Annotated in this window: 16 protein-coding genes and 1 tRNA gene; 7 read left to right on the top strand and 10 right to left on the bottom strand. The window is 35.3% G+C overall.

The features are described 5' to 3' along the window. Positions 1-50: 50 nt before the first annotated feature. From HMPREF2660_RS05305 to HMPREF2660_RS05320, 4 genes are all read right to left on the bottom strand, one after another. A tRNA-Gly gene (locus HMPREF2660_RS05305) sits at positions 51-123 on the bottom strand. Positions 124-211: 88 nt separating this feature from the next. Then, a complete protein-coding gene (gene accD, locus HMPREF2660_RS05310) occupies positions 212-1060 on the bottom strand; it encodes an acetyl-CoA carboxylase, carboxyltransferase subunit beta (protein WP_070485961.1) in 849 nt (282 codons plus the stop codon). Between the two features lie 24 nt (positions 1061-1084). Beyond that, complete coding sequence (gene fbaA / locus HMPREF2660_RS05315) at positions 1085-2152, bottom strand: class II fructose-bisphosphate aldolase (protein ID WP_041942055.1); 1068 nt, start codon at positions 2150-2152, stop codon at positions 1085-1087. 41 nt (positions 2153-2193) lie between these two features. Continuing rightward, a complete protein-coding gene (locus HMPREF2660_RS05320) occupies positions 2194-4743 on the bottom strand; it encodes a translocation and assembly module lipoprotein TamL (protein ID WP_232013430.1) in 2550 nt (849 codons plus the stop codon). Between the two features lie 84 nt (positions 4744-4827). On the opposite strand from HMPREF2660_RS05320, the gene HMPREF2660_RS05325 reads away from it, so the two are divergent. Continuing rightward, positions 4828-5559 carry a TrmH family RNA methyltransferase gene (locus tag HMPREF2660_RS05325; RefSeq protein WP_070485962.1) on the top strand — a complete coding sequence of 244 codons (732 nt, stop codon included), beginning with the start codon at positions 4828-4830 and terminating at the stop codon, positions 5557-5559. Between the two features lie 97 nt (positions 5560-5656). Further along, positions 5657-6916 carry a serine hydrolase domain-containing protein gene (locus tag HMPREF2660_RS05330; protein WP_070485964.1) on the top strand — a complete coding sequence of 420 codons (1260 nt, stop codon included), beginning with the start codon at positions 5657-5659 and terminating at the stop codon, positions 6914-6916. A gap of 103 nt (positions 6917-7019) precedes the next feature. Here the strand turns inward: HMPREF2660_RS05330 and HMPREF2660_RS05335 are convergent, their stop codons facing one another. Both HMPREF2660_RS05335 and HMPREF2660_RS05340 read right to left on the bottom strand, forming a co-directional pair. Beyond that, positions 7020-7973, bottom strand: coding sequence for a coiled-coil domain-containing protein (locus HMPREF2660_RS05335; protein ID WP_070485966.1), 954 nt, complete (start codon positions 7971-7973; stop codon positions 7020-7022). A 104-nt stretch (positions 7974-8077) separates the two neighbouring features. After that, positions 8078-8491, bottom strand: a complete 414-nt coding sequence (locus HMPREF2660_RS05340; protein ID WP_070485967.1) for a hypothetical protein — start codon at positions 8489-8491, stop codon at positions 8078-8080. 62 nt (positions 8492-8553) lie between these two features. Here HMPREF2660_RS05340 and HMPREF2660_RS05345 point away from each other — a divergent pair, with 62 nt between their 5' ends. From HMPREF2660_RS05345 to HMPREF2660_RS05355, 3 genes are read left to right on the top strand one after another with little or no spacing between them, the layout of a single operon-like run. After that, positions 8554-9423 carry a glycerophosphodiester phosphodiesterase family protein gene (locus tag HMPREF2660_RS05345; RefSeq protein ID WP_070485969.1) on the top strand — a complete coding sequence of 290 codons (870 nt, stop codon included), beginning with the start codon at positions 8554-8556 and terminating at the stop codon, positions 9421-9423. Then, positions 9420-11027, top strand: a complete 1608-nt coding sequence (gene bshC / locus HMPREF2660_RS05350; protein WP_083299067.1) for a bacillithiol biosynthesis cysteine-adding enzyme BshC — start codon at positions 9420-9422, stop codon at positions 11025-11027. Before HMPREF2660_RS05345 ends, bshC begins: the two co-directional genes overlap by 4 nt. A 36-nt stretch (positions 11028-11063) precedes the next feature. Then, a complete protein-coding gene (locus HMPREF2660_RS05355) occupies positions 11064-12944 on the top strand; it encodes a LysM peptidoglycan-binding domain-containing protein (protein ID WP_070485971.1) in 1881 nt (626 codons plus the stop codon). A gap of 90 nt (positions 12945-13034) precedes the next feature. Here HMPREF2660_RS05355 and HMPREF2660_RS05360 read toward each other — a convergent pair whose 3' ends face one another. Further along, positions 13035-15566, bottom strand: a complete 2532-nt coding sequence (locus tag HMPREF2660_RS05360) for an ATP-dependent Clp protease ATP-binding subunit (protein ID WP_070485973.1) — start codon at positions 15564-15566, stop codon at positions 13035-13037. A 181-nt stretch (positions 15567-15747) separates the two neighbouring features. On the opposite strand from HMPREF2660_RS05360, the gene HMPREF2660_RS05365 reads away from it, so the two are divergent. Both HMPREF2660_RS05365 and HMPREF2660_RS05370 read left to right on the top strand, forming a co-directional pair. Beyond that, positions 15748-16761, top strand: coding sequence for an ATP-grasp domain-containing protein (locus HMPREF2660_RS05365; RefSeq protein WP_141743551.1), 1014 nt, complete (start codon positions 15748-15750; stop codon positions 16759-16761). Positions 16762-16842: 81 nt separating this feature from the next. Beyond that, complete coding sequence (locus HMPREF2660_RS05370) at positions 16843-17637, top strand: rhomboid family intramembrane serine protease (RefSeq protein ID WP_070485977.1); 795 nt, start codon at positions 16843-16845, stop codon at positions 17635-17637. Positions 17638-17652: 15 nt separating this feature from the next. On the opposite strand, the gene HMPREF2660_RS05375 is transcribed toward HMPREF2660_RS05370, so the two are convergent. Genes HMPREF2660_RS05375 through HMPREF2660_RS05385 form a run of 3 tightly spaced genes read right to left on the bottom strand, consistent with a single transcriptional unit; the run spans position 17653 to position 21533 of the window. Next, the gene (locus HMPREF2660_RS05375; RefSeq protein ID WP_068597486.1) at positions 17653-18801 is read right to left on the bottom strand and encodes a cytochrome-c peroxidase; all 1149 of its coding nucleotides are present in this window, start codon (positions 18799-18801) and stop codon (positions 17653-17655) included. A 4-nt stretch (positions 18802-18805) separates the two neighbouring features. Then, positions 18806-20308 carry a DUF6850 family outer membrane beta-barrel protein gene (locus tag HMPREF2660_RS05380; RefSeq protein WP_141743552.1) on the bottom strand — a complete coding sequence of 501 codons (1503 nt, stop codon included), beginning with the start codon at positions 20306-20308 and terminating at the stop codon, positions 18806-18808. A 13-nt stretch (positions 20309-20321) separates the two neighbouring features. Beyond that, positions 20322-21533, bottom strand: coding sequence for a DUF4876 domain-containing protein (locus HMPREF2660_RS05385; protein WP_068597491.1), 1212 nt, complete (start codon positions 21531-21533; stop codon positions 20322-20324). Position 21534: the final 1 nt, after the last annotated feature.

Genomic DNA, 21534 nt, shown 5'->3' on the forward strand with positions numbered 1-21534 from the left:
CTGCGTGTCTACCAATTCCACCACCAAGGCAGCCACTTCATATGAAATAGAGCGAGAAACGGGACTCGAACCCGCGGCCCCGACCTTGGCAAGGTCGTGCTCTACCAACTGAGCTATTCTCGCGAATGGAGTGCAAATATAATAAATCATTTTTTAATAATCCAAATTATATCGTCAAAATAATTAAAAATATTTGCATTCTTTCCATTAATTATTTGATAGGCATCAACATATCAGTAACCTCTTTTACCTTATCTTTTAGTTTAGTTCGGTGAACAATCATATCTACAAACCCTTTTTCTAATAAAAATTCAGAAGTTTGGAATCCTTTAGGTAAGTCTCGTCCGATGGTTTCTTTGATTACACGTGGACCAGCAAACCCTATCAATGCTCCTGGTTCAGCCATAATAATATCTCCTATAGAGCCAAAAGAAGCGGTAATCCCACCAAAAGAAGGATTCGTCAATAAAGTTATATAAGGGATATTGTGTTCTGCTAATTGTATTAGTTTAGCTTCTACTTTTGCTAATTGCATCAGCGATATGGCAGCTTCCATCATACGAGCTCCTCCAGATTGGGTAATGATCAATAATGGAGTTTTGTGTTTGATGCAATAATCCACAGCACGGGCAATTTTCTCCCCCATTACTGATCCTAATGACCCCCCGATGAATTTAAAATCCATACAACAAACTGTAATGTCTCTACCGTGTACTTTTCCTACGCCTGTACGTATAGAGTCATTGAGTCCAGTTTTTGTTTTTAGTTCTTCTAAACGTTCTTTGTAGGGTTTGGTATCAACCCAATTCAGAGGGTCTTCACTGCTTAGATTGGCATCGAGTTCTTTGAATTTCCCATCGTCGAAAAGGATATCGAAATATTCTTTGCTACCAATACGAACATGATGATCATCTTCTGGACTTACGTAGTTGTTTGCTTTGAGTTCTTCTGTTTCAATTATTTTTCCCGAAGGAGTTTTGTACCATAGACCTTTTGGTACATCTTTTTTCGCTTCGGTTGGGGTAGTGATATTTTTTTTTCGTCTAATAAACCAAGGCATAATGCTATTTTAGTTTTGTTAGGGTTATCCTAAACGATTAATATTGTTTAAATCTTCAAAAGCTTGTTTCAGTCTTTCTTTGAAACTTACTTCTCCTTTACGTAACCATACACGTGGATCGTAGAATTTTTTATTCGGTTTGTCTTCTCCTTCTGGGTTTCCGATTTGTGACTGTAGGTAAGCGCTATTTTCATCAAAATACTTTCTCACTCCTTCCATGAAAGCAAATTGCAAATCGGTGTCAATATTCATTTTTATTACACCATAATCTATTGCTTCTCTAATTTCTTCTAAAGAAGAACCTGAACCACCGTGGAAAACAAAATTAATGGCGTCTTTTACACCAAATTTTTGTTCGATGAATTGTTGTGAGTTGTACAAAATTTTTGGTGTAAGAACTACATTCCCAGGCTTGTAAACTCCATGAACATTACCGAATGCTGCTGCAACCCAAAAATTATCGCTAACTTCTTTTAGGGATTCATAAACGAAGGCTACTTCTTCTGGTTGTGTATAGAGTAAAGAGTTATCAACATTTGTGTTGTCTACACCATCTTCTTCACCACCTGTAATTCCTAATTCTATCTCGAGTGTCATTCCGATTTTCGACATACGTTCTAGATATCTTTTAGAGATCTCCATGTTTTCTTTCAAAGGTTCTTCTGAAAGATCGAGCATATGCGAACTGAATAAAGTTTTACCAAATTGGTTATAGTATTGCTCGTTGGCTTCTAATAAACCATCAATCCAAGGTAAAAGATTTTTTGCACAATGGTCTGTATGCAAAATAACGGTTGCTCCGTAAGCTTCTGCCAATTGATGGATGTGTTTTGCACCTGCAATAGAGCCCAAAACTGCTGCACGTTGCTGGTCATTGCTTAGACCTTTACCTGCGTTGAAAGCGGCTCCACCATTAGAAAACTGAATAATAATTGGCGAATTTACTTCAACGGCAGTTTCCATTGCTGCATTAATTGAGTCGGATCCGATCACATTGCATGCTGGTAGAGCATATTTATTTGTTTTAGCATCTTGTATGATTTCTTGTACTAATTGGCCAGTGGCAACACCAGCAGGAAATTTTCTACTCATCGTATTAAAAATTTGGTTAAACAAAGATAGGTAAACTATTTTTAGAATGGATAATTTATCCCAAAATGTAAACGGGGTTTGTTGTCTTTAAAATCAACAAAACGCCAACGTTCTCCTTTTGGATAGGATGGATCATGAAGTTTGAATGCTGCATCTAATCGTATTATAGCAAACGTCCCGATATGATAACGTAAGCCAACACCCGTACCAATACCAAACTGATTGATGAATTTGTCGAAATGAAACATGGTCTGAGGACGATCTTTGCTCGTTCCCCAAATATTCCCAGCATCGATAAAATAAGCACCTTCTACGTTACCGAAAAAACGTTTTCGTACTTCAGCATTCAATAAAATTTTCATACTTTCAAAAGATAAACTTTGGTTTTTAGAATTTGGTACGCGAGGCTGATCAGATGGACCTAAAGTAAGTGGTGCCCAACCGCGAACATCGTTCGAGCCACCAGCCGAGTAGCTTCGGATAAAAGGGATGAAATTAGAATTCCCGTAAGGTTGAGCAAAACCAAACATTGCGCGCGTTGCAATCGTAAGGGTTTTATCGAAATTCCATTTTTTTCGAGCATCTACATCTACTTTGACAAATTGCGAATAAGGTATAGAAAATATTGTTCCTACTTCTTCACCAAGTTCGTCGGTATCTTTTATAAAACCAAAACTTTTATCTAATAATCCTAGCAAATTACCAGCAAGCTCTATGCGAGCATTGATAAACCAAGGGTTTCTATTGGATATTCTAGGTACATTTTCTTCGTTGTACGTAAACTGATAGATGAAAGAATTGATCAAAGCGTCTTGAGAAATACTCGCTTTTCGGTATAGCATGTTTTGGAATAATACAAAATTTTCTGCCATTTGAGTATCCATCCATGTTCGGAAGCCTTGGTCGGCATCGATCACAGCACTTAATTGATCGCGGGTAATCAAATCATTTTCATAATCGGTTTGCAAAGTAGGATCATACAAAAAATAATCATTTGCTGTTTGATCAAAAATTTCTCGATCGCGAGAATAAATGTCGTAATATCGCTCTTTTCTATTGTTGCGTACATACTCTATATTGAAAAGAGAGACTTTGTGTTGAAATTCTCGGTAAGAGATATCGAAATCCAATCCAAAAGTATAATTATTTCTATCCAACCCAACATTTCGTTGTGTACTAGAACCAATTCGGATAACAGATTCTGATGAGAATCTCTTTGGTAAGAATTTTTCTACATTGAATGGTAAAAAGAGATAAGGGAAACGAATTTTTGATTCTAGTGATAGTTCATAAGCATTGAAAAATCCTTCTTTTTTGGCGGCAAAATCGTTGTTTACATTCCCTAAAGTTCCTTTGAATGTGGTTTCTAGATTTTCGCCTCCCCGAAATAGATTTCTCGCTGTGAGCGTAACCCCTGGTGAAATTGCAAAGTTGAGGTAACGCGCCCAATATCCCTCGAAAAACAAATTCATATCATACGTTTTTTTGGGGCTATAGGTGATGTAATAATTGAGTGTTGTGTCGACTTTTTCGGGGATAAAGCCACGGAAAGTCATGTTTTCTTTCTTGAGAATGTTGCGTTTACTTTGCGTTTCGCTTCGTAGTCGATACAGAGCATCTTGCTCCATTACCATTCCGTCTGTGAAATATTTTGCTCTATAGCGGGGTTTTTCTCGATAATACAATTCATATCCTTTGTAATTTCTTTGGTATGGAAAATCGTCTGGGTTGAACTGGTCTGGAGTTACAGCAGTTTCCGAATCAGGGAATATTCTTATTTTGTTGAACGTGTATTGGTTGTATTGTTTTTGTTGTAAAGTGTCGTGAACCAAAAGTGTAGAATCGACAATATATCGGTCGATAAACATAGTTACGTCTAATCTTTTGTTGCTTTTTGTGGTGTCGGCTTCGAAATAAATATCTTCTCCCGAGGCATTGAAATCATAAAATCCTCTATTTTTTAGGTAATCTACGATTCGGTTTCTTTCTTTTTCGAAATTCTCATAATTGTACTGATCACCTGCAAACAGCAAAGAATTCTCTGCCGATTGATTGACATATCGATTGATCAAGGTGTCTTGAATGTTGTATGAATAGGTTTCGATATAAGAAGGAGAGTTGAGTTTTATTTTGTATACGATTTCTGCTTTTTTATTGGTAGAATCTGTTTTGGCAATTGCGGTGACATCTGAATCAAAGAATCCTTTGTCTTTAAGATGAACCTCTAAATTCCGTTCAGAAAAACCCATTTGAGCAGTGTCTAAAATAACAGGAGGTTGACCTTTAGTGAAAAATAATCGATCGAGCCATTTACTTTTACCTACGTATTCGTCTAGGTGGTGTGAGCGAAATAAGCTGTCGAGTGTTTCTCTATTTTGTCTAGATTCTGGGTAACTGTAGTAAATTTCAAATACGGTATCTAGTTTTGGGTCGGACATGTTGTAGACGGCTAACGGAATCGAGAAACCGAGTACCTTAGCGTTTGGTTTTTGCTTTACATAATTATTTAGCTCGCCACTAAGATTTTTTTTCTGTTCTTTGTCAATAAATTCGAATGTATTCTTAGTTAATAAATATTCACCTTCGGGCACTTTTTTTGTAGCATTACATGACCAAAAAAAGATTATTGCACTAAATAATAATGATATATTTGTAATGTTTTTTTGCATAAAATGATGTTAACTAAAAACGCAATGAAGATAATAACTTCATTAGGATCTAAAAAATATAGACAAAAATATAATTTGTTTGTCGTAGAAGGTGTTAAAAATGTAAAAGAAGTACTGAAAAGTAACATTACGGTAAAAGAACTGTACACAACGAACCAAAATTTTGATGCGAAAGGTAATCTTCCGGTACATTATTTATCACCCAATGAACTGAAAAAAATTAGTTTTCTTTCTACACCAAACGAATGCTTAGCGGTTTGCGAGATTCCGCCACAACGCTCTATAGCTCCGGTAAAAGGACTTACTTTGGTTTTGGATACGATAAACGATCCAGGGAATTTAGGCACAATTATTCGGTTGGCAGATTGGTTTGGCATTACACAAATTATTTGTTCTAAAGAAACCGTTGATGTTTACAATCCGAAAGTTATCATGTCTACAATGGGATCTTTTTCGCGTGTTGACGTTATTTATACTGATATAGCTGAAGTTTTTGCATCATATCCGTATCCAATTTTGGGAACTTTTATGGAGGGTGAATCCATATATCAGTATCGTTTTCCAGAAAACGCTATGATTGTTATGGGTAACGAAGCCAACGGTATTTCAACTCATTTACAACAATATATTTCTCAAAAAATAAGCATTCCCGCTTTTGGACAATCGACAGAAAGCCTAAATGTTGCTATGGCGACGAGCATTGTTGTGGGCGAATACTTCTCGCAGAAATTACGTTAATTGTTATTTTTTTGCTAAAATCAGCTATCTGTTTTTACACTTCCGACTTATAGTTTAGATTTGTTTTCCTTTTTTAGGTTGTAATATTTATGATAGTATGAAAAATTTGATTGTCGCCCTTAGCTTAACCACCATCATTGCAACATTCTCCCAGTGTAAAAAAGAAGAAAAAGAAGAAAAAAAAACAATCAAAATAGATCCTAATGCACCCCCAAGATTCGATTCGATGAACTGGTTTACAGCCATAAAATTTCACCCTCTTCCTAAAAAAGAAATTTACGATTACCGAAAAGTCTTGTACAATTTTCATCGAGATTATTGGCAAACCGAGCCTGTTAGTGGAGGTATGTTGGTTGCCAAAAATGGTTTGATTCTTTTCGAGGCGTATGATGGTTTTGCCGATGTAGAAAAGAATATTCCACTTACTGCAGAAACGCCAATCCATATTGCATCGGTGTCAAAGGTTATGACATCATTAGCCATCTTGAAATTGGTCGAACATAAAAAACTCACATTAGACCAAACCGTGCAAAGTATTCTACCGAGTTTTCCTTATCCAGAAACAACGGTGAGAAACTTACTCAATCACCGAAGCGGTTTACCCAATTATGCTAACGTGATAGACAATATGAAATTGTGGGATAAAACCAAACAAATATCCAATCAAGAGGTTTTAGAAATATTTACAAATCATCAGGTACCTTTGCTTAGCAAGCCCGGAACTAAATTTGCATATTCGAATACCAATTATGCGTTACTGGCCTTGATGATAGAAAAATTTACGGGGATGTCCTACCCAAAAGCAATGAAATACATGCTTTTCGATCCACTTGGCATGGAACATACGTTTGTTTTCGAGTTTGATAAGGATAAAGATAAAGTTTCTTCTTCATACGGTTTCAAGGGTAAGAAATGGGCTTGGGATCATCTCGATAAAGTGTATGGAGATAAAAATATTTATTCTACGCCGCGCGATATTTATCGACTAGATTATGCGATGTACTCTAAAAAATTCTTGCCTAAAAATTTGATGAAGGAAGCGTTTACAGGATATAGTTACGAGAGTAAAGGGATAAAAAATTACGGTTTAGGTTTTCGTATGATGGAATATCCAGACGGCGGAAAATTTATGTATCATAACGGTTGGTGGCACGGTAATTATAGTGTTTATGTACACGATATAAAAAATAGAGTTGCAATTATTGCCTTAGGAAATCAGCAAAATAGAAAGATCTACGATGCTTTTAAATTGGTTGGCGTGATGAGTCGTTCTTATCCGATAACATTAAAAGCATCCAACGTTATGGATGGTGGCGGACCAGCTTCAGATAGTGTTCCTGTGAAAAAAGCAAGATGAACAAGAAATAATATTTTTCAGTAAAAAAGCCAGAAGAGTACAATGCTATTCTGGCTTTTTGATTATTTATACCGATAAGAGCTTTATAGATGCTTATTTGCTCTTAGTGCAACTGTATTGTAGATTGTCCGATCTTGAAACCATTTTCATAGACATCTATATCATATTTTCCTTTTGGGAAATCATAATCTATCCAATCGAAAGAAACCGTTTGTGCTTCTCCTTGAGTGTAGTTGATTTGTATTTTGTCCGAAAACTTTATTTCATTGTTATTTCTCAAAACTAAACTTCCGTTTTGTGCACCGTCGAAAATCCCTAAAGAACCATCAGGTTTATGAACAGCAATGTATAATGTTTTTTCTCCAGAAGCGCTTTCGTTTTCGTCAATATCAAACGAAACACGAACTTTGTCTATTCGTTTTGCTCGGGTTGTCTCTATTTCTTTCCCGCCACGGCGAACATTAATTCCTTTTATTTTATAGTTCGATAAGGATAAGGTTGCATTCACTTTTTCTTGGTGGTCTGTATAAGCTTCTTTTGTTTTTTGGAGTACGTTTTCTGTTTTGTCTTTTTCTTTTCTGATAGAATCTTTCGAGGTGTTAAGCGCTAAATTTTCGGCATTTAGTTTCTTGTTCTCGTACGTTAATTTTGCAATCTGCTGCTTATAATCTGCTATGTCGGTTTGTAACGATAAAATCAATTTTCGGGCTTTTTGCAATTCGTCTTCGTTAATGTTTTGTTTATTAAGAATACTTTGTATTTGTTTTTGCTTCTCGAAAATAGCTATATCTCTATCATTTATGGTAGAGTCTTGCTCTTTGGCAACTTTTTTCATGTCTTCGTAATCAGACCGTAAGATGCGTAATTCTTGTTTCAGTATTTCTCGGCTACGCTCTAGATCATTGGCGTCTATTGTGAGGGAAGAGTTGTCTATTTTGTAATTAATATTTTGGTAAATAATAAAACCAATAGATAACAAAAGCAATATGGCTAATACCCAAATAGCAATATCTCGCGGACGATTTTGTCTGCTGTAATCATTTAAATTATTTTCCATATTCTTAAATTAATCTTTGCAGAGTTAGCAAAAATCAGTCCAAATAATACAATTGGGTAAAGAATATTATCCCCAAAACATCATCACTAAAAAAGTAGAATAGATCAATCTTCTTTTTCTTTGTCTAGTTTTTCACTTATCTCATCGATGGTATCATTTACCTTCTCTGCTAAATCTGTACTTTTTTTGTTCATTTTGTCTTCTGCCGTTTTCATTTTATCTTGTACCAAATCTTTTGTTTTTTGGTATTGGTCTTCGGCTAATTCGCGAACATCTTTTGTTTCTTCTTCTAATTTATCTTTTAGTTTTGATGCACTTTCTTTAGCTTTTTCATATACTTCATCCGATTTTTCATCAAATTTCTTCAAGGCTTTTTGTGTCATGTCGATACCTTCTATTGCTATGTCGATCGCAAGCTTAGACGCCTCGTGTCTTACGTCTTCTAGTGTATGGAACAAACGGTGCGCTTGGTTCTCTGCACTGTCTGCTATTTTTTTTACAAATGATTTTAAACCCATTTTGCTGCATTTATTTTAAAATTAAACATCTAATTTTGTGGTTCACATTTATATATTTTTATATGAAATTGATTTTTCGATATACATTGTTTTCTGCATTGTTTCTTTTTCTACAATGTAAACCCTCTATTACTATAGAAAATATCATACCAAATTCTACCGAAGATTTTTCTTATGCCAACAAAACCAAAACCTTAGTTAGTGCACACCGAGGCGGGAGTGGCCTAGAAAATTATCCAGAAAACTGTATAGAAACCATGGAATTTTTATACCAAAAAGGGATTAACATTTTCGAGATTGATATTTCTAGTACTCAAGATAAACAATTAATTTTGATGCACGATAACTCTTTGCAGCGCACTACTACGGCGAGGCAAGATGTAAATCAGGTAAGTTTGTCTACGATAAAAAAATATTTTTTGATGGATGATTTCGGAAACCAAACCGACTATCAAGTTCCGACCTTCGAGGAGGCTTTGCAATGGGGAAAAGATAAAATGCTCTATTTTATGGTAGATATTAAAAAGACCGTCGATTACCACCAGTTGATAGATGTGATTCGCAAAAATAAAATGGAACAACAATGTATTTTGGTGAGTTATTCGGTCGGACAGGCAGAGAAACTTCATCGGTTAGCCCCCGAAATGATGTTGTCTGTAAATATGCGAAATGAGCGAGAATTGAATGATTTATTAGAGTCTGATATACCGAGTAATCGAATGATTGCCTTTACCGGAACTCGCTTGTCTGACAAATCATTGTACCAAAAAATTCATCAGGAGGATATCATGGTCATTTTAGGTACTTTGGGTAACTTGGATAAACAAGCCGAAAAAAGAGGCAATAGCCGTTACCAAGAATATGAGAAAATGGGGGTAGATATTTTTGCAACGGATCGTCCTTTGGCTGTTTTAGAAACGATAAATAAATGATGAACAATCCGATAATTACACTAAGTGAGAGTCAGTCTTTTACTACTTTGATGGTAGATTATCTCTCGAAAAATGAAAACGTGGAGCCATTTTATCAAGCGTATCCAAATGAAGAAAACCTCTTAAAACAAGCCGAAAAAAAACTACGTTCTTATTCTCGTAGAGAGCTTTTGGTAGAGCGTTTACAAGCTCAATATTCGGAAATTTCTCTTACCCAAAAACAACGAGAAAATATAGAATTACTCAAAAATAGCCATACGTTGACCATTACCACCGGACATCAATTGAACTTGTTGACAGGACCAGTTTTTTTCTTCTATAAAATTCTTCAAACCATAAAAATGTGTGCCTTGTTGAACGAATCACAAAAGAAATATTCGTTTGTGCCAATTTTTTGGATGGCAACAGAAGATCATGATTTTGAGGAGATTAATCATTTTAATTTTCAGAATAGAAAATTCATCTGGGAACATCCTCATGGCGGAGCAGTCGGCCGATTGAGCTTAGAAGGTATAGAAGAAGTGGTGGATGCTTTTTTGAATTTTTTCCCGGAAAGTGAACGGAAAAAAGAGTTGAAAAAAATAATAGATAAAAGTTATTGCTCGGCCAAAAATCTCTCTCAAGCTACAAGAATTTTTGTGCAAGAATTATTAGGAGAGTACGGGATTTTATGTTTGGATGGAGATGATGCTCGACTGAAGAAAGAAATGATTCCAATCTTCGAGAAAGAGCTCATCGAACAATCTTCCCAAACAAAAATACAAGAGCAAAGCGCAGCGTTACACGATTTAGGCTATACGATCCAAGTATATCCTAGACCGATAAATTTATTCTATTTACATGGCTCTAAGCGAGAAAGAATTGTTGAGGAGGAGGGTCGTTTTATGGTACTGAATACTAATTTATCTTTTTATCGTAAAGAAATTATAGATGAATTGTACGCATACCCAGAAAAATTCAGCCCGAATGTAGTACTTCGGCCAGTTTATCAAGAAGTTATTTTACCGAATGTTGCTTATATTGGTGGTGGAGGAGAGTTGGCCTATTGGTTACAATTGAAATCGAATTTTGTAGAATTGGACGTTGATTTTCCGCTTTTGTTTCTCAGAAACTCACTATTGTTTTTGTCAGAAAAACAACACAGTAAACAGCTGCGATTGCAGTTGAGTAACCAAGAATTATTTTACCCGATACATGAATTGGTTCGAGAAAAAGTGCGGCAAGAATCAACAGTTTATCATACAATTCTACCGTATGAGAATCGACTAATAGACCTTTTTGATGAGCTAGAAAAATTGGCCGAACAAACCAATCCTACATTTTCGGATATGCTCCAGGCACAACGATCAAAACAATTGAAGGGCTTTGATAAATTGAAAAAAAGAATGATGAAAGCCGAAATAAAAGAACACCAAGCTTTGAGCAATCGAATCAAAAAATTGAAAAATGAACTTTTCCCACAAGGAGAATTACAAGAGCGTCACGTAAATTTTAGTGATTTTTGGCTTGATTATGGCAAGGATTGGCTAAATGATGTGTATGATGCCATTTCACCGTTTACTTTTGGTTTTATAATAAAAACCCTATCGGATGATAGAAAATGATTATTTTTGTATAAATCTATAGGATAACTTTTAACTATGAAAAAAATATTGACGTTTGTCTTTCTGTTCATAAGTTTTTCATTGTATGCCCAACAAACGCATACGGTGAAAGCAAAAGAAACCGTTTACGGAATTTCTAAAAAATACAACATCTCTCAAGAAGCCTTGCTGAAAGCCAACCCCAAAATCGAATCTAGAGGATTGCATCCAGGCGATGTTTTGACGATTCCATCGAAAGATGGTAAAATATTCAAGGTAGAAGAGGAACCGAAACTGCCAAAAAATAATCAAACTCTAACGCCACCATCGTTACCAAAAGACGATAATAATTATACCTATTTATTAATAGAACCAAAAGAAACAATTTATTCTCTTACCAAAAAATACGATATATCCGAAGCAACTTTGGTCAGTCTAAACCCACAGCTGAAACACGGACTGAAAGCGGGTGATATTATCCGTTTACCCAAGACAAGCAATAAAAATTCTACCACAACCGAAAAAGAAATTGTACCAGACGGTATGCATTTGGTAAGAAAAGGAGAAACGCTGTATTCGATTGCGAAGAAATATAATTTCAAGGTGGAGGATTTCTATGCAACGAATCCAGATTTACAGACAAAGGGAACCCAAGAAGGTATGTATCTTATCATACCGAGAAAAGGAAGTAATGCTATAATACGCGATAATTTTATAGAGCATAAAGTAAAAGCTGGTGAGACGATTTATGGTTTAACAACCGAGTACCAGGTAAGCATGGATCAATTGCTCAAAGCCAATGCTAATCTTGCTACGAAAGGACTTTTAGAAGGATCAGTCTTGCGAATTCCGTTGCAAGAAGGAGCAAAAATAACAACTACAGCATCTGTTTCTGAGTTGAAGCGTATTTCTGATAACGAAATAAATGTCGTGATGTTTTTCCCCTTTGATTTAGGTAAAGGAAATTTGTCTAAAAACTTAGCGATGAATTTCTTTTCTGGATCAAAAGTAGCTCTAGAAAAATTAGCCAAGGAAGGAAAAAATGTAAATGTAAAAGTAATTGATTCTGAGCGTGATGTAAATAAGTTGTTTCAGATTAATGATGAATATGATTTGAACAAAGCAGATGTTATCATCGGACCATTTTATGCTTCGAGTGTCGAGCAAGCTGCCCAAATGTTGAGCAACGCTAATATTCCTATTGTATCACCATTTGCCAACGCAAATAACTTAGACAATTATGGAAATGTAATTATGGCAACACCAAGAGATGAGGTTTTGGCGGATCAGATTATCAATGAGATTGCAAAGGATTATGCCAAAGAGCAAATCTATTTACTTACTGAGGATAAATACAAAGATTTGGCAGAATATACACGAAAAGAACTGACTAAAAAACTAAAAGCTAACGTAGTTATCGTAACCGATGTAAACAAGGTTGTTCAGCCAACAGAAGTTATCGGAGCAGATAAATACGTAAAACCAATTGTTACGGTTTTGATTTCGGATAACGATCAGTTAGGAATTTCATACCTCAATAAATTAAAAACGTTTGATGTCTCTAATCTTAAAGCTTTTGGTATAAAGTCAGTGTCAGTGTACGATATATTTAGTAAAAATAATCAAGCCAATATAGAAGCTCTAAAAGCTATCGGATTTGTGTATAGTACTTCTCGTTTGATGAACATTTACGGCACCAAAGAGCAAGAGATTCTGAAGCTTTTTAATGATAATTACTGTTCAGCACCGAGCGATTACGAGCAGTTTGGGTATGATGTTACGTACGACATTATCAGTAGAATGAATTTTAAAGGAGATTTCACAGGAAATTTATCGGCAGAAAATACACAGCTTTCTTCTAAATTTAGCTACAAACGTTTAGGAAACAATAAGGCTTATGTTAATGATGCCGTACGGGTAGTGCGACTGAGTAACTAAATGCTCAATCTATCATCCGTACGATTCAATAAAACAAAACCCACTTCATACGAAGTGGGTTTTGTTGTTATGTGCTATTACCGTAAAGCATTAAGAGTTTTTCTCTTCTGCCTTACCTTTTACTTGTATTTTTACTCCATCTTTTGCATCGTTTAACTCTAGTATAACATGGTCGCCCTCTGTTACATTTGCATTGATGATTTCCTCTGCCAATGGATCTTCTATGTATTTTTGGATAGCCCGTTTTAGTGGGCGAGCGCCAAAATCTTTATCGAATCCCTTTTCTGCAATAAAATCTTTTGCTTCCGTGGTTAATTCCAAATGATAGTCTAAAGCCGAAAGACGATGGAAAAGTTGATCGAGCTCGATGTCGATAATTTCCATAATATTTTCTTTCGATAAAGAATTGAATATAATAATATCGTCTATTCTGTTTAGAAACTCTGGTGCAAAAGCACGTTTAAGGGCGCTCTCTATCGTCGACTTTGCTCTTTCGTCTGCTGAATCTTTTTTAGCAGAAGTTCCAAATCCGACTCCATCTCCGAACTCTTTCAATTGTCTTGTTCCGATGTTCGAAGTAAGGATTATGATTGTATTTCTAAAATCTACTTTTCTACCTAAACTATCCGTAACATGGCCGTCATCTAAGATTTGTAGCAAAATATTAAAAACATCTGGATGTGCTTTTTCTATCTCATCTAGAAGGATTACAGCATACGGTTTACGGCGCACGGCTTCGGTTAATTGTCCGCCTTCTTCATAACCAACATAACCAGGAGGTGCCCCTACCAAACGAGATACGGCGAATTTTTCCATGTATTCACTCATGTCTATTCTGATCAAAGCATCATCCGAGTCGAATAATTCTTTGGCTAATATTTTGGCCAACTGTGTTTTACCAACACCTGTTGTACCCAAGAATATAAAAGAGCCTATTGGTTTATTGGGATCTTTCAGTCCGGCGCGATTGCGTTGTATGGCTTTTACTACCTTCTCTACCGCTGCATCTTGCCCAATTATTTTTCCTTTTACTTGGTCGTTCATCTTGGCAAGTTTTTTCATTTCTCCGGCAGCAACACGTTGTACGGGTACGCCACTCATCATAGAGACTACTTCGGCAACGTTGTCTTCTGTTACGGTTTCACGATGGTCTTTCGATTCTTTTAGCCAATTTGCTTGCACCCTTTTTAGGTCTGCTTCTATTTGCTTTTCTGTGTCTCGTAATCTTGCTGCTTCTTCGTATTTCTGTGATGTAACAACTTTCACTTTCTCTTCGCGTATTTCTTCTAGTTTTTTCTCAAGGTCTAAAATTTCTTGAGGCACTTTGATGTTTTTGATGTGTACACGAGAGCCAGCTTCGTCCATCGCATCGATAGCTTTGTCGGGCAAAAAACGATCGGTAATGTAACGAGTCGTCAGATTTACACAGGCTTCTAAGGCTTCTTCGGTATAATTTACATTATGATGAGCCTCGTATTTATCTTTGATTTGATGCAATATCTGAAGAGTTTCTTCGGGCGAAGTGGGTTCAACCATTACGTTCTGGAAACGTCGTACCAAAGCCCCATCTTTCTCGATGTATTGTCTGTATTCGTCCAGTGTTGTTGCTCCGATACATTGTAGTTCTCCTCTTGCCAAAGCAGGTTTGAACATGTTTGATGCGTCCAAAGATCCTGTAGCTCCTCCAGCACCTACAATAGTGTGTAGCTCATCGATAAAAAGAATAATATCATCATTTTTCTCTAATTCATTCATGATGGCTTTCATTCTCTCTTCGAATTGTCCACGGTATTTGGTGCCTGCCACTAAGCTTGCTAGATCTAAAGTAACTACACGTTTATTATATAAAACACGCGAAACTTTTCGCTGAATAATACGGAGTGCCAAACCTTCTGCGATTGCAGATTTTCCGACTCCTGGTTCACCGATTAGCAATGGATTGTTTTTTTTGCGGCGAGATAAAATTTGCGATACACGTTCGATTTCCTTTTCTCGACCAACCACCGGGTCTAGCTTTCCTTCTTGTGCAATAGCGGTTAAATCGCGACCGAAATTATCCAAAACAGGAGTTTTACTTTTGGTTGTCGATTTAGAAGAAGGACGATCAAATTCTGTGCGTCCAGAAGTTTCGTCCTCATCGTACGATGAAGATTCTGCACGGGGTGTTTCCGTAGAGGTTTCATCTTGGTATAGAAACTTAAACTCTTCTTTCACGCTATCGTAATCGATATCCATTTTTTTCATCAATTTGGTTATCGGATCGTTTTCATTGCGTAGTATACATAGTAATAAATGGATAGTATTTACAGTCGGACTACGAAATAACTTGGCTTCTAGAAAGGTTGTTTTTAGTGCGCGTTCTGCTTGTTTGGTTAAAGTTAGATTTCTAGAAGTATACAGAGAATCTACCTCTTTGGGAGGAGCCAAAGTTTCGATTTTAGCTTTTACTTCTTTTAAATCAACGTTCAGTGCCTCGAGAACAGAAATCACTTTCCCTTCACCATCTCGTAGTATACCTAAAAGAAGATGTTCGGTGCCGATTTGTTCGTGACCTAAGCGCAATGCTTCTTCTTTGCTATAAGCAATTACGTCTTTTACTTGTTGAGAAAAATTATCGTTCATTGTTCAGTTCTCTTACTCAGTTTAATATAAATTATTTATTGGTGTGTTGCATAAATTATGCCGTGCAATAATATTAAGCAATAAAGCAATACGGGAGGTTAATCTGTCTGTTAAAATTGTAATAAAATATTAAAATTCACCCTGTTTATTCTATTTTGTGACAATTTGTCAGTTTTGAAGAGTGTTAGATTATCCTTTATTTTGCGGTATGATCGGGAAAAAATTTTGGCAACGAATATGTCAATACGAGTTTTGGCCTTTTTGGGTTTTCTATGGCGCACTTACTCCACTGTATTTATTGTATGCAATTCGTGCAAGATCGTTGATGTATTTTTGCAATGTTAATCCATCTCTACGCTTTGGTGGTTTTTACGATTATCCAAAATACGATTTGATTCGACAATTGCCAAAAAAATATATTCCCGAAACTTTTTTTATTGCTCGAAAAAACATAGATTCTTTCCAACCTTCTTATTACCCAATAGTTGCAAAGCCTAATAAGGGTGAAAGAGGGAAGAATGTTGCAATCTTGTACCATCCTACCGATTGGGAAAAATATAAAAAAATATGCAATGAAGATTTGATTGTGCAAGAGTTAGTCGATTTTCCGTTAGAGTTTGGTATATTTTATATACGTTATCCGAATCAAGAAAAAGGTTTTATTTGGTCGATAACTGGTAAAGAATTTCTGGCTGTGAAAGGCGATGGAAAAAAAGATCTACATCGTTTGATTGCTGAAAACCCTAGAACATATGGTCAAGAAAAAGTGTTGTATGAAAGATTTTCTAACCGATTGGACGAGGTTTTAGAGGTCGGAGAAGTATTACAGCTTAGTAAAATAGGGAATCATTATAAGGGAACAACTTTTTTGGATGCATCTTATTTGATTACCGAAAAACTGAGTCAAAAAGTAGATGAAATCATTCAGGCTCTACCAGAGTTTTTTTATGGTCGATTAGATGTTAAAACACAATCGATAGAAGATTTGCAACAAGGCAACTTTATCATTCTCGAGCTCAATGCGGCAAACTCAGAGGCAACACAGTTATACGACCCAAAATATTCTGTTTTTCGAGCCTGGACAATTGCGGCCGAATTACTCGAGATGCAATTCCGGATTGCGCAACAAAACAAACAACGTGGTTTTGACTATTTGGCTTGGCAGCCTTTGGCAAAAGTACTTTTGAAAGCATAAAATCAAGCCTTTTTGTCGTTAAATTTTTTTTGGTTTGATTTCTGTTCTATCTTCTCCAAATCCAAAATCACCCAAAGAATTATGGCGACATCTTTACCAAAAAAAGCAATTCGTTTCCCTATTTTGCTCTTGCTTCCCATTTGGGTTGTCTTCCTTCTCAACCTCAACGGTTTTTTAGATGGTGAATGTAATGGTGTTTTTCCTAGACATTTAGCAGGACTGAAAGGGGTTCTTTTGTCTCCGCTTTTTCACTCGAGCTGGGAGCATATCTTGAGCAATACTTTCCCCTTGTTTTTTCTTTCGTTGCTCAGTATTTTATTATATGATAGGATAACCTATTTGGTCGTTTTTTTTGGCTGGATTTTTTCTGGAATTTTACTTTGGTTTATAGGTGATCTTCCTTGGTTCGACGAAACCGTTGGTTGCCATATCGGTGCAAGTAGTGTGGTGTATGTGTTGGCTTCTTTTTTGTTTTTTAGTGGTCTTATCCGTAAAGATCGTAGTACTATGGCTGTATCATTGATTGTGATTTTCTTGTACGGAAGTTTTATTTGGGGAATTCTACCCGAAAATATATTGCCAACCCTAAAAATGAATGCCAATAAAAATCCTATTTCCTGGGAAGGGCATTTGTCTGGTTTTTTGGTGGGATTAGTTTTAGCGCTTTATTTCAGAAAATTAGGCCCGCAGAAACAAACCTATTATTGGGAAGATGAAAATGTGTACGACCCTAAAGCAGAAGCGCTTTGGCAAGCTTATTTGGAACAAGAGGAGCTGAAACGAGAATATGAAGAAATGCAAGAAAACCCAATAAAGATTCATTATTACTTAAAGAATGATGATGATACCTCAGAAGAAAAAACCTTAAAACAATAATGGTTCGAGGTTTTTTTATTTTGTAGGAAATTCTGGTCTTCTCATTTTGTATTTGGTACCCGTCATGGATTCTAAGAAGGATACCAAAGCTTTTTTTTCTACTTTTGATAAATTCAGAGGTTTCAATAAAGAATCTGTTACAGGATGCATTGGGTCTGCAATTTTTTGTTCTGGTGTGGGACTATTCATTTGCATTCCGCTGTTGTAAATATTTACAATTCCTTCTAAAGTATCAAACAATCCGTTGTGCATCCAAGGTCTTGTAATCATCAAATCTCGTAAAGATGGAGTTTTGAATTTTCCAGTATCATCTGGATTTTTAGTGATTTCGTACAAGCCTAAATCTTCGTATTCTCTTTTGTAATAGGTAAGTCCAATGTTATGAAAAGATTCGTCTGTTAAATTCTTTCCGAAGTGGCAATTCATACAACGAGCTTTCGTTCTGAAAATATGCATACCGTAGATTTCTTCATCGGTAAGAGCTGTGTAGTTTCCATCAATAAATTTATCAAATCTACTCGGTTGACTTTTTATCGTTTTTTGAAATTCTGCTAAAGCATTGAAAATTCTTTCTGTGGTTATTTTATTATCACCAAAAGCATCTTCAAATAGTTTTAAATAATCTTGATATTTGCTTAGTCTTTCTGGTAATAAATTTAGATCCATTGCCATTTCGTTATGCGCAGCGATAGGTCCTGAAGCTTGCTGTTCTAGTGTTGTTGCTCTTCCATCCCAAAAGAAACTTGTTCGGTCTGCAATATTAAGAAGTGACATGGTATTGCGTTTGCCTTGTAAATGATCATTCCCTAAAGCTACTCTACGTGCATCTGTCCATCCAAATTCTGGTTCGTGGCAAGAGCTGCAAGAAATTTGTTGAGAACCCGAAAGTTTTGGATCGAAGAACAACATTTTTCCTAATAAAACTTTTGGTAAAGCTTGTGTGGTGAAATAAGCGGTATCTGTTTTTATAGACTGAAATTCTTTCCACTCTACACCATGATCAATCGTAGGTTTTGGCCAATCTACAATTGCTTTTTTATAACTGTTGACAATATCTTGCACTTTTGGGTCTTGAATCTTTTCTAATGACTGTTTTACTTTTGGTGTAAAACCGACCAAAATAGATAAAATGATGCCAATTACAAGTAATGTGAATTTTTTCATTTCTTTAGAATGTTATTCCAAGGTTTAGGCTTGTAAAATTATTGTTTTTATTTTGTATTTTCTGTGATTGATATTGGGTTCCGATAAATATTGCCGGGATTTTATCTAGTTCTAGATGATAACGTAAAGATGCTCCAACGGTTGTGATATCACTTGTGAGAAATGTATAATCTCTTAGAACCATATCATTCAAAAAGTCGATATTGTTTAGATTAAGAGCATTTGTTACGTTGATTACTTGTCGTTGAGAATAATAAGGTTGAAATTCTAAAACTTGATTATTTTTTATCTTTTGTTTAAAATCTAAGTTTATACCAAATTGTATACAATCATATTTCTGTCCATTAAATGGGTATAATCTAGATTCTTTAATGGTTTGATAATCTGTAAACGGAATAATAGCAAGGCTGTATTTGTCTTTTTGTAATTCGTAATAAAGTTGAATTTTACTTGTGTTGGTTTCTTTCCTGTAAGCTTTTCTTTTGAATATAACTTGTGTTATTTCTGTATTATTGGTATAGCCGTATTCTTCCCCAGTTCTTGTTTGGTTAGCCAGTTGTGCAATAAACCCAATACGGTTCTGATTAAAACTATAAAATTTTCCTATTTCGATAGAGTTGCTTTCGGTTGTCAAATCAGAAATATCATAATAAGCGTTGGTTACTTTTTTTGTGTTTTTTGATTTTTCTAATGTTGCATTTAAATAAAAATCATGTTTTTTATTGATGATTTGTCCTCCTGCGGTGTATCCATACTCTTCGTGTATGCTAGAATTAGTATTACTAAAGAAATAATTGTAAGCACCGAAACCATTCATATTATACAAATATGGATTGATAATGTCGCTTATGAATTTTACAGAAATTTTTTGGGTGTATTTGTTTACGTTAGCAAAGACTCCTATAGTCCAATCTTTGTATAGGTTGAAATTAAAACCTATTTTCATAGATAGGTCAGAAGTGGTTGTTACATTTCTAGGATCCCGTGGTCTGCTTCCTTGTTGTGCAGAATAGTCTGCTTGTAAACCTAATGTCCATTTGTTGATTTTTTGATTATATCCACCTCCAAATTTATATTGTTCTATGTTCATGTTTCCACCAATACTATCAGCAATGATATAGGGTGCTATACGATCAAAGTCTAGATTTTCATTCCATTTGATATTGAAAATATCTTGGTTTTGATAGTTTGCATTTCCCCATATGGTTTTGTTTTCGTTTAGTTTTTGAAACGAATTGGTGAGAATCGTAAAACCTTCGGATTTAGAGCCCGTCTGCTGACGAAATAATTTTTTGTCGTCTTTTAGATAGTTAAGAGAAAAGTCAGAGAATGAAGAAGAACTATAATCCGACATAGTTGCCGGATTATAGAATAAATTGTTTTTTAAATCTCTTTCTGTATTGTATTGATTGTAGATTTTAGGATACAAATCAATACTGTCTTGTGCTTGCAATATTGTGTAACCTAAACTAATCAAAACAAAGCCAAGAAAATTTAATATTTTCAATTTTAAAATATTTTTAATGAACAATACCGTTTGCTAATGAAGAATCTGAATTAGCGATAAAATCTTCTGTAGAGTTATTGGTATCTTGGTAACGTGTTTTTCCATTTTTCAATTTACCTGCTTCTTTACGTCGGATTGTTTTGCCATTGTATCCTGGCCAAGCACCTGTCCATCCTGAATCTATAGATTTAGAAGTAATTAATCTTAAGAATTTGTCGGGATTGCTTACATTTACTCCATCTATAATCCATGAGTTTGGAATTTGGTAAGATGATCGATTAATGACATTTCCAGCTGCATTTGTATAAGAGTAATTGTATTTGTTGTTTTCTAGAAAGTTTTCTGCATTTTGTCCTTCAGGGAAGCGAGCAATTACATAAGACTCTTGACTAGTTGTGTATAAGAATATCATATTGTAATTCATTTTTGTATAAATGATATTCATATTTGGTACATTAGGATTATCTACTTGCCCTAAAGATGGATTTTCATTCGGGAACTCAAAATCAGCATTAATTAAATTATAAGCATCAGGTGCAAATTCTGTATGATCTATGGCATTATCTGCTACTACAATAAAATCACCAGGCTGTACTGGGTGTTCTGTTCCACTACCAGGAACAGTCATGATTGCGGATATAGCAAAAGCTTTATTCGGGTGAAATGGTGTTACATGCTGATCGGTTGTTGTAAAGAATTCAGACGTGGCAATAATTAAGTTATCAGCATACAATACTTTTTCTGTATTATTGGTAATTTTGAAATAACGACTATTGTTGTAATTTTTATTTTCTGCAGTTTTTATTCCTGTAAAGAAAACTTCTTCTATAATGAAATCTTCACCAAACTGTTTTACTAATAAATCTATTGTAAGGTTAGATGATAAGGTGTTTATAACAATTGTATTTCCTCCTGCAATTGCAACGTGGTCTCCATTGTTATCAATCCCTAAGCCGTTTGCAATGATGTTGTATGATCCGTAAGGTAGTTCTAATGAGTAAGTAGTTTGGTTTTCTAGTGATATGGTTTGTTTAGTTCCAGTGTTGGTTTCGATAATCTCAATTTTTAAGGAATTGATTTTTGATACGTTTTCTCCCTTAAAATTAAGTGTTAAAACACTGTTTTGTGTAACTTCTACTCCGAAGTCGTCATCACTATTACAAGAAAAAAGATTGAAAGATGCAAAAAGTGCTGCAATTCCTAAAATAATAATTCTCTTTTTCATA

This window comes from Weeksella sp. HMSC059D05, from assembly GCF_001809725.1.
GTDB classification, from domain to species: Bacteria; Bacteroidota; Bacteroidia; order Flavobacteriales; family Weeksellaceae; genus Weeksella; species Weeksella virosa.